This window comes from Lentzea sp. NPDC005914, assembly GCF_040629405.1.
In the GTDB taxonomy this organism is placed as follows: domain Bacteria; phylum Actinomycetota; class Actinomycetes; order Mycobacteriales; family Pseudonocardiaceae; genus Lentzea.
Window position 1 is genome coordinate 18,905 of record NZ_JBEXVQ010000062.1, and the last position, 13,264, is coordinate 32,168.

Sequence of the window (13,264 nt, forward strand, 5' to 3'; positions counted from 1 at the left end):
GAGGGGGAGCCGTGCGCACGACACCGTTGAACGATCTGAGCTGGCTGGACGAGGCGATCGGCGACGCGAGAGTGGTCGCGCTGGGCGAGAGCGCGCACTACAACCGCGAGACATATCTCCTGCGCCACCAGGTGTTGCAGCACCTCGTGGAACGCCACGGCTTCACCACCTACGCGATGGAAACGGGCTTCACCGAGGCCCGCACTCTCGACGGCGACCTCTCCCAGGCGCTGGCGAACGGCCTGACGTCGTTCACTGGGATCTGGACCGAGATGCGCGCCCATCTGGAGTGGCAGCGGACGACGGACGCACGGTTCTACGGCATCGACCTCGGCGGCGCGAACGCCTCACTGGTGCCGGGCCTGGCCGCCCTGCCCGGCGTGAGCGACTTCCTCCGCGACACCGCGACCGCGTTCGGCGCCGAGTCGGCGTTCTCCGCACCTGCCGCGTTCGGCCGGTACGCCGCGCTCGACCAGTCCACAAAGGACGCGCTGACGGCCGGGATCGCCGAACTGCGGGCACGACTGGCCTCCGACCGCGGCGCCGACCCGGCGGTGGTGCGGTCGGCACACCTGGTCGCCGCACTCGACCTCGTCATCCGGGCGATGGCCCGCGGCGACCAGCGCGAGGCGATGACGGTGCGGGACGCGGCGATGGCCGACACCGTGTCCTGGATCCTCGAGCGCGAGGACCGAATCCTGCTGGCCGCGCACAACGGACACCTCCAGCGGTGGCCCGGCGTCATGCCCGGGATGGAGGCCATGACCCCGCTCGGACTGCACCTGGCCGACCGGCTCGGCGACGACTACCTCGTGATCGGCGCGACCAACGGCACCGGCCGCACGCTCAACCAGTCCCCCGAGTTCTTCACCGGCGAGTTCTTCGCCGACCTGCCCGCGCCCGAGCCGGGCAGCCTCGACGCGGTCATGGGGCAGCTGAGCGACGAGCCGTTCGCGCTCGACCTGCGCCGGCTGACTGCCGACGAGGCCGCCCAGGTCAGGAGCGCGTCCCGGCAGCGGTTCGGGCCGTTCTACACCGAGATCGACGCGACGGCCGCCTACGACGTGATCGTGCACCTCCCCCACGTCAGTGAGGCAACGCTCGACGCCGGCGCGGTGGACGCCTCACCCGCCGAGGTCCGCAAGGTTCTGGGTTAGCCGGGTCCAGGTTTCGACCAGCCACGACTCGTACTGCTCGATCGTCTTCTCCATGGTCTTGGCGAGCAGCAGGTAGGTCTCGGCCTGGCCGAGGATCGCACCCGTGTCGGCGACCCAGTCCACGTTCTCGCTCGAGATCAGGCCATCGGCGGCCAGCTTCCGGAAGAAGCCGGCGATGGCCTGATGTGTCTGCGCACGGGCCGCCTGCGCGCGTTCGGCGATCTCCGGCTCGATCGCCTCTGCCTGGTGTGCCACTTGAAGAAGCGCCCCGGTGCGGCCCATCAGCTGCGCGCTGATCCCGGCCATGCGCCTGATCCGCTCCTGCGCGGTCGGTGCGTTCATCGCCTTCTGGAACCAGTCGCGGTCGGGCACGGCCACGCGGTGGTAGTCCCCCGCGATCGCCACGTCCAGGCAGCGCTGCAGCAGCGCGGCTTTCGAGTCGAACCGCACGTACACCGTCCTCGCGCCGACACCGGCGTGCCTCGCCACGTCGGCGAGCGTCGTGGCGACGTAGCCGCGTTCGACGAACAACGCGGTGGCCGCCTCGATGATCCGGACCTCGGTGTCCGCCCGGCGCGCGGCCCGCAGATCCCTGTTGACGTCTTCTGACACATGTTGCAGTCTAACTGCATAAGTGCAGTCTCACTGCAAACAAGGGGTAACGATCATGAGCGCACCGCTGCTGGACGGCATCCACCACCTGAAGCTTCCCGTGTCCGACCTGGACAAGTCGTTGGACTGGTACACGACGAACCTCGGCTACGAGCTGATGGTGAACTTCGTCGAGCAAGGCGTGCGGATGGGCGTGTCGATGGACCACGCCAGAGGTGGACCACCGCTGGCGCTACGGCTCAACCCCGACCAGGCGGCAGCGTCGGCCGGGTTCGACTACTTCTCCATCGGCGTGCCGGGCCAGGAGGCCATCGAGGCACTCGCGGCGCACCTCACCGACCGCGGCATCGAGCACGGCGGGGTCATCAGGACACCGGTCGGCTGGGTTCTCCTGGGCGTGCACGATCCCGACGGCCACGAGGTCCGGTTCTACACCGTGCCGCTGGAAGTGCCCGAGGGCTTGCCCCGCCCGTTCACCAGGGAGTCGTGAGGGGTTGCTGTGCCAGGCTGTCGCGCGCTGGCACAGCAACCCGGTCAGATCACGCGTGCGGACAGGTGTCCTTGTAGGCCGAGATGAGCGTGTTCGGCGTCGGGGCCGGACACAGGAACTGGTCGTAGCGAAGGTCGTCGTCCACGAACCGCTTGAGCCACGACAGCGTGTACTTCCGCACCGTCACGTTGTCGCTGCGGGGCGTCGAGTGGTCACCGCCGCGCAGTTCGAGGAACGCCTTGTCCGGTGCTGCCGTGATCGAGTTGTAGAACGGCACCGAGTGCTGCGAGTCGGGAGCGGTGGGGTCGTTCTGGCCACCGAGCAGCATGGTCGGCACCTTGACTCCCGGCCAGCTCTTGGTGGAGTGCCAGCCGGCCAGCGGGATCGAGGCCTGCAGGGTCGGACGGCTCGTGGCGGCGCGCAACGCCCCGCCGCCGCCCATCGAGTGACCCATCACGGCGAGGCGTGACGCGTCTACGCGGGCGTTGGTGCGCACCACGTAGTCGAGGGCGGCCAGCAGCTGGGCGCCCCGGCTGTCCGGATCGTCCCAGCCGGACAGGGTGTTGATGGTGATCACCACGAACCCGTAGGACGCCAGCCGCGGACCGAAGTGCGCGACGGACGTCTGGGTGGCGGTGAAGCCCGGTGAGATGGCGACAGCGCCGAACGTGAGGTCACTGGTCGGGGTGTAGACGGTGCCGCCGCCGAAGTTCGACTGGCGGGCGACGGCGGCGGACGTGACGGCGAAGGTGCCTCGGGAGGCCTCGACGGATGCGGCCGTCGGAGCCGGGCCTCGTTCGTAGGGGTTGGCCGCCGCGTTGGCAGCAGGGGCGGTGGCGGAGATCAGCGCCAGGACGAGCGCCGCAAGCACGACTTTGTTGCGCACGACGATGTCACCTCAATTGGTTGCAGGGGGTACCAATTGCGACAGCGACACCACGCTACCGCTCAGTAGGCTCGCTAGGGTTCGGCCACATGGATGGTGCTCTCAATGGAATTCGCGTCATCGACTTCTCGACCGTCGTCATGGGGCCGTACGCGACGCAGATCCTCGGCGATCTCGGAGCGGACGTCGTCAAGGTCGAATCCCCTGCCGGCGACTCGCTGCGGGTACCGCCTCCCTACCAGCACGTTGGCATGAGCTCCCTGGCACTGGGGCTGAATCGAAACAAGCGCGCCATTGCCGTCGACCTCAAAGATGAACGCGGCAAGCGAATCTTTCGCGAACTCGTGGCAACGGCCGATGTGCTCGTGACCAACATGCGACCACAGGCTCTCGAACGACTCGGAGTCGATTTCGATTCGATCAGGCACGATCGGCTCGTCTACTGCCAGGCGCAGGGATTCTCGGGAGAACTGCGGGACCGCGCCGCCTACGACGAGATCGTCCAGGGCGCGTCCGGGACCGTGGACCTGATGATGCGGGCGACGGGCACGCCGGACTACGTGCCGACCGTGCTCGCGGACAAGGTCAGCTCGCTGACGATCGCGTACTCGGTGCTGGCCGCGCTGATGCACCGGGAACGGACCGGGCTCGGGCAGCACGTCGAGGTCCCGATGACCGAAACCATGCTGGCGTTCAACCTCGTCGAGCATCTCGGCGGCGAGACCTTCGTGCCCGCACACGGCCCGTTGGGGTTCGCGAGGTCGTTGCAGCCGAACCACCGCGCGGTCCGCACCAAGGACGGCTACGCCTGCATCGCCACCTACGGCGCCCGCAACGTCGCGGACTTCTTCACCGTCGCCGGCCGGCCGGATCTGGCGGAGGATCCCCGGTTCGACAACCCGGACGCGCTCTACGAGCACTTCGAGGAGTTCTACGACCTGATGGCGAAGCTCGCCCTGGAACGCACGACGGACGAGTGGGAGGAGCTGTGTTCCCGGCACAGCATCCCGTTCGGCCGCGTGGCCGGTCTCGAGGATCTCGTGTCTCGATTGGACACCGCCGAGCATCCCAGCGAGGGCACGATCCGCGTGGTCCCGCCGCCTGTCCGGTTCTCGGCGACGCCTGCGTCCGTTCGGAGGCACGCACCGCGTCTCGGTGAGCACAACGCGGAGATCCTGGCGGAACTCGGTTACACAGCGCAGCAGATCAGCGAATTGTCGTCCGATGGAGTCACCGTAGAGGCGGTATACGGCGAATCTCGTGGCGCACAAGGGTGATCGCGTGGCCACTCGGAGACAGTTCCTCGTTCTGAGCTCGACGGCGGCTTTGACCAGTCTGCTGTCCGAGACCCCTGCCTCAGCCGCCGAGGCTGTCGCCCAAGAAGGACCGGCACAACCGTATGCGTCCTATTGGCACCCTGCGACGATCCTCGACTGGGATCCGGCGACGGACCGGGACGCACGGTACAACCGCAGCACGGTGCCTCTCGCGAAACGCGTTGTCCCGGCACGTCCGGCCAACGCGCACGCCCACACCGGCGAGGCGCGGGTGCAGGCGCTGGTGGCGTACGCGCCGACGAGCAACAACCCGTCGCAGGGCTCGCTCGACATGAACTACTACGCCACGAACTACTGGCAGTACATCGACGAACTGGTGTTCTGGGGCGGTTCCGCGTCCGAGGGCCTGATCCTCGCGCCGAACCCGACCGTCACCGAGGCCGCGCACCGCAACGGTGTCCGCGTGATCGGCAACGTGTTCCTCCCGCCGACCGCGTACGGCGGCCAGATCCAGTGGGTCCGCGACTTCGTCAGGCGCGAGGGCGACCGGTTCCCGGTGGCGGACAAGATGATCCAGGTCGCGAAGCACTACGGGTTCGACGGCTGGTTCCTCAACCAGGAGACCGCGGGCGGCAACACCCAGCTGGCCCAGGACATGCGCGACTTCATCGTCTACATCCGCAAGAGCGGGCTGCGGATCATCTGGTACGACGCGATGACCGACTCCGGCAGCGTCTCGTGGCAGAACGCCCTGACCGCGCGGAACAAGACGTTCTTCGAGCAGTCCGACGAGATGTTCCTGAACTTCTGGTGGAGCACGCAGGGTCTGGCGAGCTCCGCCGCCTTGGCACGGCAGATGAACCGCAGCCCGTACGACCTCGCGTCCGGTGTGGACGTCGAGGCGAACGGCTACAACACGAGCGTCGGCTGGGCCTCGGTTTTCCCCGAGGGCAAACCGCACACGACCTCGCTCGGCTTCTACCGTCCGGAATGGACGTTCAAGTCCGCTTCGAGCCCGTCCGACTTCTACGTGCGCGACAACAGGTTCTGGGTCGGCCCGAACGGGGACCCGTCGAACACCACGTCGACGGCCAACTGGAAGGGCATCGCGCACTACATCACCGAGCAGACGCCCATCACGTCGCTGCCGTTCGTGACGAACTTCAACACCGGGCACGGCAAGAAGTTCGCGATCGGTGGCGCGGTGCGTTCCTCCCAGGCGTGGAACAACCTGTCGCTGCAGGACGTGCTGCCGACGTGGCGCTGGAGTGTCACCGGCACGGGCACCAAAGTGACCCCATCGCTCGACTGGGACGACCCGTACGACGGCGGCACCTCCCTCAAGATCACCGGCACTCCCCTGTCCGCCAACGACGTCCGCCTGTTCGCGACGTCGCTGAAGCTGACCGCCAACAGCCAGTTCGAGATCGTCCACCGCACCGGCGCCGGCCCGTCCCGGCTGCAGGCGGTGCTGCGGTTCGGCGCCCTCGAGAAGGTCCTGGACCTCGGCGGGTTCTCGGGTGCCTGGCGGCGCAGCGACTTCCCGCTCGCAGAGCACGCTGGTGCCACGCTGACCGAGATCTCGCTGCGAGTGCTGCCAGGTGGCCCGATCACCGCCTCGATCGGCCGCATCGGCGTGGCGGACCCGGTGCTGACTTCGCCGGTGTCGCCGTCGAAGGTGCAGGTCGAGCAGGTGAGCCGCACCAACGCCACGACGGTGTCGGCACGGCTCACCTGGACGCGCTCGCCCGGTGCGATCCGGCAGTACCGGGTCTACAAGTGGACCGGAACCGAGCGCATCTTCCTCGGTGGCACGACGAACGACGCGTACTTCGTGCCCGCGATCCCGTTGGCCTCGGGGGAAACCGCGAGCGTCGAGGTCGAGGCCGTCAGCGAGGCGTTCGACGTCTCACCGCCGGCACGCGTGTCGGTCACTGGTACACCCTGACGTAGTCCAGCACCATGTCCTGCGGCAACTGCGTCCCGGCTCCGGGCGGGCCGGGCCAGTCGCCGCCGACCGCGTTGTTGATGATGATGAAGAACGGGTGGTCGTACACCCACGGCCCGCGGGTCGACTCCAGCTGGTTCCGGTCCACGGTGAAGAACCTGTTGCCGTCCACGCTGAACGTCATGTGGCTGGAGTCCCACTCGACCGCGAACGTCCGGAACGCGCTCGACGCGGGCTGCCCGAGGTTGAGCGGCGACCCGAACCCGCCCGCGCCGTAGTAGCCGGGCGCGTGCAGCGTCGAGTAGACGTTGTTCGGCTCCTTGCCGACGTGCTCCATGATGTCGATCTCGCCGCACGCGGGCCACGGCGTGCGCTTGTCGAAGAAGTCCGCGCCCAGCAACCAGAACGCGGGCCACAGCCCCTGCGTCGACGACACCTTGATCCGCGCCTCGACCCGGCCGTAGGTGAAGTCGAACTTGCCGTGCGTGTTGAGCCGCGCCGACGTGTACTGGCACGTCCCGCTGCCGCTGACCGGGTCGACCGGGCACGCGCTGCCCGGCGTGACCTCCCTGCGCGCCTGCAGCACCAGGTTGCCGTTGCCGTCGTGGCGGGCGTTGTTGTTGTTCGTGTAGTACTGCAGCTCGTTGTTCACGCCCGGACCGGTCTCCGGCTGCCACTTCGCGGCGTCCGGCCCGGTGCCAGCCGCGGCGTTGAACTCGTCCGCCCACACCAGCCGGCCGGGGAATGTCGGGTTCGGTGGCAACGGCGGCGCGGGCGTCGGGTTGCCGCCCGTGCCGTAGACCTGGAACTCCCACATCGAGTAGCCGTAGCCGTTCGACCTGGCCGTGCCGTACATCCGCACGTACCGGCCGGTGCCGTTGACCGTCAACGTCTCCTTGAAACCGCGGCCGGTCGTGGTCGAGTACATCTCGCGCCAGTTCACGTTGTCGTCGGACACTTCCAGTTTGTAAGCCGTCGCATAGGCCGGATCCCATTGCAGGACGACCTTCGAGATCGTGGCCGGGGCGCCGAGGTCGACGGAGATCCAGCCGGGATCGACCCACCCGTTCGTCGCGCTGGTGGCCCACCTGGTCGCCGGATCCCGGTCGAACGCCTTGGCCGGCGTGCACTGCGGGCACGCGCCGTCGTCCTGGAACGTCGACGCGGCGCCGGTCTTGCCGTACGAGAGCAGGGTTTCGGCGTTCCCGGTGTCACGGGTGCCGAACACCTGGAACTCCCACAGCGAATAACCCCACTGGGTCGCGCGCTGGGTCAGGTCGAGCCGCACGTACCGGCCGGTGCCGTTGACGGCGAGTGTCTCGGTGCCGCCCGGCCCGGTGGTGGTCCGGCGCAGCTCCTGCCAGGTGTTGCCATCCGGGGAGATGCTGAGCGTGTATGCCCTGGCGCTCGCGGTCTCCCAGGCCAGCGTCACCTGGTCGACCTTCGCGGTGGTGCCGAGATCTATCTGGATCCACTGAGGATCGCGGAACTCGCTGGACCACCGCGTGCCGAGGTCGCCGTCGACCGCGGCGGTGGCCGCGAACACGGCGTTCTCACTGGTGGAAGCAGTGACCGGACGACCTTGCGAGAGCAGTGGCCCGGCAGCCTGAGCCGGGGTGATGGTGGCCGCCACGAGTGCCGCGGCGACGAGCAGCGGGAGTCTTCCGAGTTGAAGCCTTCCTGACATGGGTCTGCTCCTGGGGCCGGAGAACGGGACCGTGAGAGCGCCCTCCGGACCTGAGCGTCAACGCAGCAAGCACACGATGTCAAGAAAACCGGTACTACTGAACGTTTCTTGCGGATTGACGACGAAAGTCGTCTTGCGCCATGCTCGATCTGCGTGAGAGCGCTCTCCCAATCCTGCTGCGGAGAGGAAAGCTTCAATGAGGAAGCCAGCCTTACAGCTAGCCGCCGTCCTGAGCATGATCGCCGCCACCCTGAGCATCCCTGTTGCGGCACAAGGAGAACCGGTCCGGGTTGCCGAGTTCGTCGCGGACTGCCAACTGAGCCACCGCCTGCCGGACGACCCGATCGTCCTGCCGAACCTGGCCGGTGCCTCGCACTCCCACGACTTCTTCGGCAACCACTCGACCAACGCCCGCTCCACCCAGCATTCCCTCGAAGGCCAGACGGGCAACTGCAACCCGGCCGTCGACATTTCCTCGTACTGGGTGCCGACGATGTACCGGAACAACACCGAGATCGCCCCGACCGGCATCACCTTCTACTACCTCGGCGAGGGCGTGAACAACCCGGCGGCGATCCAGCCGACGCCGTACGGCCTGAAGATCGTGGCGGGCAACGCCAAGGCCACCGGTGACGCCGACAGCATCGCGCGCTGGTCGTGCCTGCACGCGGGCCAGGTCAACCCGTCCAAGAACTTCGTGGAGTGCCCGGCCGGCACGATGCTGGAGACCTACCTGGACTTCCCGCAGTGCTGGAACGGCCGCGACCTCGACTCGGCCGACCACAAGTCGCACATGTCGTACCCGGTCGCGGGCGGATGTCCGTCCTCGCACCCGGTGTCCGTGCCGAAGCTGCGGATGGTCCTGCGCTACCCGGTCAACGGCAGCACCGCCGGGCTGCGCCTGTCGTCCGGCACCGGGCAGACCATGCACGGCGACTTCTTCAACGTGTGGCCGCGCGCCGAGATGGAACGCCGCGTCCGCAACTGCCTCAACGTGGTGTTGAAGTGCGACCACGCCGGCAACCACGGATAGCAGCGCTCCTGCTGGCAGGCCTCCTCTCGGCCTGCCAGCAGGAACCTCCCCCGCCCGTACCCCAGAACGGTTACGGTGCAACGGAACGCGCGTTCGTCGAGCTCTCGATCGCCACCGACGAGCAGGCGCTGAAACTCGTCGACGACCCATCGCTGATCGAGAACCGCGAGGCCGAGCTCGTCGAGCTCCGCAAGCTGCTCGACGCGCCGTACGTGAACAACCACGCCGGGCACGACATGCCAGGCATGCCCACGGACGCGGAGATCCAGCTCGCCTCCACCAGCCCGGACGCGCGCAAGCAGTTCGTGCACGCGCACCTCACCGAACAGCTGGAGGTCCTGCGCTCGGCCGGAACCGCGATCACCCACCCGCCGACCGCCGACGTCGTCAAGCTGATGGAAAGCCACCGCACGGCCGAGCTGACCCTCACAGAGCCTTAGTGCGCACCGGCATCTCGCGCACGACCAGCCACGCCAGCCCCAGCGCGACCAGCCAGGCGACGAACGACACGGCGTGCCACCCCGCGCCGAGCAGCACCGGGACGTTGCGGATGAACGGCAACTCCCCCGAACCCGGCACCCGCTCGCCAGAGGCGATGACCAGCAGCAAGCCGATGGGCAGCGAGAGGACACCGCCGGGACCGAACCTGTCGAACGCCGCCGAGACGAACGTGCCGGTCGCGCCCCACGCCAGGTACATCAGGAAGTACGCGTACGGCTGGCCGTGGTCACCTTGCGACGACCAGTCCATCAGGCTGTAGAGGCCGCCCTCGACGAGGAACCCGAGCCACGCGCACACGGCCATCGCCAAGGCGAAGACGACGGTGAACTCGGCGGTCGCGACCATGAACTCGCGCCGTGTGCGCCCGTGAGCGATCGCGATGGGCAGCACGGTGTGGATGGCGTAAACGCCTGCCCACAAGCAGAACCAGCGCGCGATTTGGGCCGCGACGACGCTCCACGCGCTGAGCTGGACCTCGGTGAACGAGGACACCGCGAAGACTGTCGCGACGCACAACGCGAACGTGCAACCGGCGATGATCACGCCATAGGTGACCAGCGTCGTCGTCAGGTGCCGGAAGATCTTCACAGCTTCCCCCCGACCGGTTCGGTGAGGTGGACGAACAGGTCCTGCAACGCGATCGGCCCGAGTTCCAGCCCGAGCTGCCGCGCGCGGATCAGCTGCGAGTCGTCCAACGCGCCGTAGACCATCGCGGCTTTGGTGTGCCCCAACGACTTCTCGCTCAGCACTGTCAGCCCCGCCGTGAACTGGTCGACGTCGGCCGCATTCCCGGTGACCTCGGTGCCACGCGACCGCAGCACGTCCGCCTCCTCCTGCAGCACCAACCGGCCGGAGTCGATGATCACGACCTCCTCCAGCAACGAGGACAGCTCCTCGATCAGGTGCGTGGAGATGATGATCGTGCGCGGGTGTGCCATGAAGTCGTTGAGCAGCGTGTCGTAGAACGCGTACCGGGTCGGCGTGTCCATGCCCAGGTGCGACTCGTCGAGCATCGTCAACGGCGACCGGCTCGCCAGCCCGACCACCACGCCCAACGCCGAGCGCTGCCCCAGCGACAGCGAGCCGACCTTGCTCTTCAACGGAATCTTGAACAACTCGGTCAACTCCAACGCATAGGAGTTGTCCCACGTCTCCCGCCACGCCGCCCCGTACTCCAGCACGTACGAGACCTTGTCGCCCTTGTCCGCGGCATCGGCCGTGTGCCGGACCAGGCACACCTGCCGCATCGCGGCGGCGTTCTCGAAGACCGGCATCCCGTCGAGCTCCACGGTCCCGATCGGCCTGCGATACCCGGCGAGCGCCGACATCAGACTCGTCTTGCCCGACCCGTTGCGCCCGAGCAGCCCGTAGATTTTGTTGCCGCTCAAGGAGAAACTCATGTCGTCGACGGCCACCACCGACCCGTACCGCACCGACAGCCCCTGCACGTCAACACGCATCACACGCCCCCGTTCTCGTGCTCCTGGATGCGGCGGACGATCTCGGCGAGCGGAATGCCGATGGCGCGCGCCTCCGCGACCATCGGATCGACCACCTCGCCGAAGAACGTCTCCCGCCCCTGTGCCCGCAGCATGTCGCGAGCCTCCGTGCTCACGAACATCCCGATCCCCCTCTTCTTGTAGAGCACCTTCTCGTCCACGAGCTGCTGAAAGGCCTTGGCCGCGGTAGCCGGGTTGATCCGGTAGTACGCCGCGTACTGGTTGGTCGACATGACCTGCTCGTCCGCCTTCAACGCCCCGCTGAGCACGTCCGCCTTGATCCGGTCGGCGATCTGCCGGTAGATCGGGCTCCGGTCGTCGAACATGGGCTTACTTCCTCGGTTCGTTACTCATGCAATGAACCATAGCAGTGACGGCGTACGCTTGGCAGGTGGTCGGGGTCGCGATCCTGTGCGCGGTGGTCGCCGCCGCGTGCGGTGCACTCGGCGCGATGCTGCAGCACGCCGGCGTCCGCGAGGTCACCGACTTGAAACTGACGTCGGCTCACCGCCTGGTCTCGTCGCGCCGCTGGGTCTACGGCTTCCTGATCCTGGTCGCCTGCGCGATCCTGCAGGTCATCGCCCTGGCCCTGGCGCCGGTCTCGGTCGTGGCCCCGCTCAACGCCCTGGCCATCCCGATCATCGCCGTGGCCAGAGCCCGCAAACTGACCGGACTGCTGGCCGTGGGCGTCCTAGTGGCCACGGCCGGCATCGTCGTCTTCGTGTCCATCACCGCGGGCAAGGCGGTCCCGACGTCGGTGTCGCCGAAGGTGGCGCTGCAAGCGGGCCAGCTCGTGGTCGCGGCCGTCCTGGTCTGCGTAGTCGCGGCGACGTTCACCGCGGGCGCGGTCCGATCACTGGCCCTGGCCGTGGGCGCCGGCATCCTCTACGGCCTGGTGGCGGTGCTCGTTCGCGACGTCACCACCACTCTGCCGCGCGTCGAATGGATCTCACTGGCGGGCCTGATCGTGGCGTTCCTGACCGGCGCGTGGTTCATCCAGCTCGGCTACGCCGCAGGCCCACCGGACCTGGTCGTGGCCGGCCAGACCGTGGTCAACCCGATCGTCGCCGCCTGGATCGGCATCAAACTGCTCGGCGAGGGCTCAGGCATGAGCGGCCTGTCCCAGTCAGGCCTGGTCATCAGCGCCGTGGCCGCCGTCTCGGGCACCGTCGTGCTCGCCTACTACCACCGTGCCAAGGTGGTCGCATGACCTTCGTGGTGACAGGCGGCACCGGCGCACTGGGCCGCCACGTGGTGGCCGCCCTACCCGGCGCCAGGTCCGTCTCCCGCGCGACCGGCACGGACCTGCTGCGCGGCAAGGGCCTGGGCGCCCTGCGAGCGGACGTGGTGGTCCACTGCGCCACGTCGTTCCGCCACGAGGTGGCCATGGCCAAAGCCGTGCTGTCCGCCAGGCCGGCCCACCTGGTCTACATCTCGATCGTCGGCTGCAACGAGGTCCCGCTCCCCTACTACAGGCAGAAGCTCGCGGCCGAACGCCTGATCATCAGCTCCGACACCCCGCACACCATCCTGCGCGCCACCCAGTTCCACTCGTTGCTGCGCAAGATGTTCGACAACGCCTCGAAGCTGCCGCTGATGCCCGTCCCGGCCTTCCGCTTCCAGCCGATCGACGAGGCCGAGGTGGCCCTGGAACTGGCCACCCTCGCCCAATCCGCCCCGGCGGGCACCGCACCGGAAATGGGCGGCCCCGAAATCCGCGAAGCCGCAGACTTCGCCCGCACCTACCTGACCGCAACAGGCAAACAACGCAAGCTACTGCCGCTCAAGGTGCCAGGAGCCACCTACCGCGCTTACCGAGCAGGCGGCAACCTGACCCCAGACCGTGCGGTAGGCGTACGAACCTTCGCGGACTACCTCACCTGATCGACGCGGGCCGCAGGTCCGTCCAGTTCTCCTCCACGTACGCCAAGCACGCCTCGCGGTCGTCCTCACCAAAAACCTTCGTCCACCCGGCAGGCACCTCCGCGAACACGGGCCACAGCGAGTGCTGCTGCTCTTCGTTGACAAGCACGAAGAACCGCCCCTGCGGGTCCTCGAACGGGTTGGTCATGACTTGGTTCCCTAAGGTTGATGTTGTTCGGGGTTAGTGCTCCGGATGCCCAGTGCGATGGGGTGTGGCTGATGACTTGTTGCCGTGAGGTGGCTCCGAAGGA

At 67.8% G+C, this 13,264-nt stretch carries 15 protein-coding genes; 8 read left to right on the plus strand and 7 right to left on the minus strand.

What is annotated here, in order from left to right:
* Window positions 1-11 precede the first annotated feature (11 nt).
* Window positions 12-1,157, plus strand: coding sequence for an erythromycin esterase family protein (locus tag ABZ345_RS45655; RefSeq protein ID WP_359861738.1), 1,146 nt, complete (start codon window positions 12-14; stop codon window positions 1,155-1,157).
* Here ABZ345_RS45655 and ABZ345_RS45660 read toward each other — a convergent pair.
* Complete coding sequence (locus ABZ345_RS45660) at window positions 1,125-1,769, minus strand: helix-turn-helix domain-containing protein (protein ID WP_359861740.1); 645 nt, start codon at window positions 1,767-1,769, stop codon at window positions 1,125-1,127. The genes ABZ345_RS45655 and ABZ345_RS45660 overlap by 33 nt on opposite strands.
* A 55-nt stretch (window positions 1,770-1,824) precedes the next feature.
* Between ABZ345_RS45660 and ABZ345_RS45665 the strand changes: the two genes are divergently transcribed.
* Window positions 1,825-2,259, plus strand: a complete 435-nt coding sequence (locus tag ABZ345_RS45665) for a VOC family protein (protein WP_359861741.1) — start codon at window positions 1,825-1,827, stop codon at window positions 2,257-2,259.
* A gap of 49 nt (window positions 2,260-2,308) precedes the next feature.
* Here ABZ345_RS45665 and ABZ345_RS45670 read toward each other — a convergent pair whose 3' ends face one another.
* Window positions 2,309-3,145, minus strand: a complete 837-nt coding sequence (locus ABZ345_RS45670) for a dienelactone hydrolase family protein (RefSeq protein WP_359861743.1) — start codon at window positions 3,143-3,145, stop codon at window positions 2,309-2,311.
* Window positions 3,146-3,234: 89 nt separating this feature from the next.
* On the opposite strand from ABZ345_RS45670, the gene ABZ345_RS45675 reads away from it, so the two are divergent.
* Together ABZ345_RS45675 and ABZ345_RS45680 are read left to right on the plus strand one after the other, a co-directional pair.
* Complete coding sequence (locus tag ABZ345_RS45675) at window positions 3,235-4,422, plus strand: CoA transferase (protein ID WP_359861745.1); 1,188 nt, start codon at window positions 3,235-3,237, stop codon at window positions 4,420-4,422.
* Window positions 4,423-4,426: 4 nt separating this feature from the next.
* Window positions 4,427-6,370 carry a hypothetical protein gene (locus ABZ345_RS45680; protein WP_359861747.1) on the plus strand — a complete coding sequence of 648 codons (1,944 nt, stop codon included), beginning with the start codon at window positions 4,427-4,429 and terminating at the stop codon, window positions 6,368-6,370.
* Here the strand turns inward: ABZ345_RS45680 and ABZ345_RS45685 are convergent.
* Window positions 6,354-8,057, minus strand: a complete 1,704-nt coding sequence (locus ABZ345_RS45685) for a discoidin domain-containing protein (protein WP_359861749.1) — start codon at window positions 8,055-8,057, stop codon at window positions 6,354-6,356. The two genes, ABZ345_RS45680 and ABZ345_RS45685, sit on opposite strands and share 17 nt — an antisense overlap.
* A 235-nt stretch (window positions 8,058-8,292) precedes the next feature.
* Here ABZ345_RS45685 and ABZ345_RS45690 point away from each other — a divergent pair, with 235 nt between their 5' ends.
* Both ABZ345_RS45690 and ABZ345_RS45695 read left to right on the plus strand, forming a co-directional pair.
* Window positions 8,293-9,090, plus strand: a complete 798-nt coding sequence (locus ABZ345_RS45690; protein WP_359861751.1) for a DUF1996 domain-containing protein — start codon at window positions 8,293-8,295, stop codon at window positions 9,088-9,090.
* Window positions 9,063-9,530 (plus strand): hypothetical protein, encoded by a 468-nt coding sequence (locus ABZ345_RS45695; protein WP_359861753.1) that lies wholly within the window; start codon window positions 9,063-9,065, stop codon window positions 9,528-9,530. Before ABZ345_RS45690 ends, ABZ345_RS45695 begins: the two co-directional genes overlap by 28 nt.
* Here the strand turns inward: ABZ345_RS45695 and ABZ345_RS45700 are convergent.
* Genes ABZ345_RS45700 through ABZ345_RS45710 form a run of 3 tightly spaced genes read right to left on the minus strand, consistent with a single transcriptional unit; the run spans window position 9,517 to window position 11,416 of the window.
* A complete protein-coding gene (locus tag ABZ345_RS45700; RefSeq protein WP_359861754.1) occupies window positions 9,517-10,179 on the minus strand; it encodes a hypothetical protein in 663 nt (220 codons plus the stop codon). The two genes, ABZ345_RS45695 and ABZ345_RS45700, sit on opposite strands and share 14 nt — an antisense overlap.
* Window positions 10,176-11,051: an ABC transporter ATP-binding protein gene (locus ABZ345_RS45705; RefSeq protein ID WP_359861756.1), complete on the minus strand. Its 876-nt coding sequence runs from the start codon at window positions 11,049-11,051 to the stop codon at window positions 10,176-10,178. The genes ABZ345_RS45700 and ABZ345_RS45705 overlap by 4 nt, the downstream gene beginning before the upstream one ends.
* Window positions 11,051-11,416 carry a GntR family transcriptional regulator gene (locus ABZ345_RS45710; protein ID WP_359861758.1) on the minus strand — a complete coding sequence of 122 codons (366 nt, stop codon included), beginning with the start codon at window positions 11,414-11,416 and terminating at the stop codon, window positions 11,051-11,053. Before ABZ345_RS45710 ends, ABZ345_RS45705 begins: the two co-directional genes overlap by 1 nt.
* A gap of 65 nt (window positions 11,417-11,481) precedes the next feature.
* Between ABZ345_RS45710 and ABZ345_RS45715 the strand changes: the two genes are divergently transcribed.
* Complete coding sequence (locus tag ABZ345_RS45715; protein WP_359861760.1) at window positions 11,482-12,300, plus strand: hypothetical protein; 819 nt, start codon at window positions 11,482-11,484, stop codon at window positions 12,298-12,300.
* Complete coding sequence (locus ABZ345_RS45720; protein ID WP_359861762.1) at window positions 12,297-12,974, plus strand: SDR family oxidoreductase; 678 nt, start codon at window positions 12,297-12,299, stop codon at window positions 12,972-12,974. The genes ABZ345_RS45715 and ABZ345_RS45720 overlap by 4 nt, the downstream gene beginning before the upstream one ends.
* Here the strand turns inward: ABZ345_RS45720 and ABZ345_RS45725 are convergent.
* Window positions 12,967-13,161 carry an MbtH family protein gene (locus tag ABZ345_RS45725; protein ID WP_359861764.1) on the minus strand — a complete coding sequence of 65 codons (195 nt, stop codon included), beginning with the start codon at window positions 13,159-13,161 and terminating at the stop codon, window positions 12,967-12,969. The genes ABZ345_RS45720 and ABZ345_RS45725 overlap by 8 nt on opposite strands.
* Window positions 13,162-13,264 lie beyond the last annotated feature (103 nt).

What these genes read in the sequence shown, in the direction of transcription:
- ABZ345_RS45725 (WP_359861764.1), bottom strand. Translation starts at nt 13,161, where the DNA reads ATGACCAACCCGTTCGAGGACCCGCAGGGGCGGTTCTTCGTGCTTGTC.
- ABZ345_RS45690 (WP_359861751.1), top strand. Translation starts at nt 8,293, where the DNA reads ATGATCGCCGCCACCCTGAGCATCCCTGTTGCGGCACAAGGAGAACCG.
- ABZ345_RS45710 (WP_359861758.1), bottom strand. Translation starts at nt 11,416, where the DNA reads ATGTTCGACGACCGGAGCCCGATCTACCGGCAGATCGCCGACCGGATC.
- ABZ345_RS45705 (WP_359861756.1), bottom strand. Translation starts at nt 11,051, where the DNA reads ATGCGTGTTGACGTGCAGGGGCTGTCGGTGCGGTACGGGTCGGTGGTG.
- ABZ345_RS45720 (WP_359861762.1), top strand. Translation starts at nt 12,297, where the DNA reads ATGACCTTCGTGGTGACAGGCGGCACCGGCGCACTGGGCCGCCACGTG.
- ABZ345_RS45665 (WP_359861741.1), top strand. Translation starts at nt 1,825, where the DNA reads ATGAGCGCACCGCTGCTGGACGGCATCCACCACCTGAAGCTTCCCGTG.
- ABZ345_RS45685 (WP_359861749.1), bottom strand. Translation starts at nt 8,057, where the DNA reads ATGTCAGGAAGGCTTCAACTCGGAAGACTCCCGCTGCTCGTCGCCGCG.
- ABZ345_RS45675 (WP_359861745.1), top strand. Translation starts at nt 3,235, where the DNA reads ATGGATGGTGCTCTCAATGGAATTCGCGTCATCGACTTCTCGACCGTC.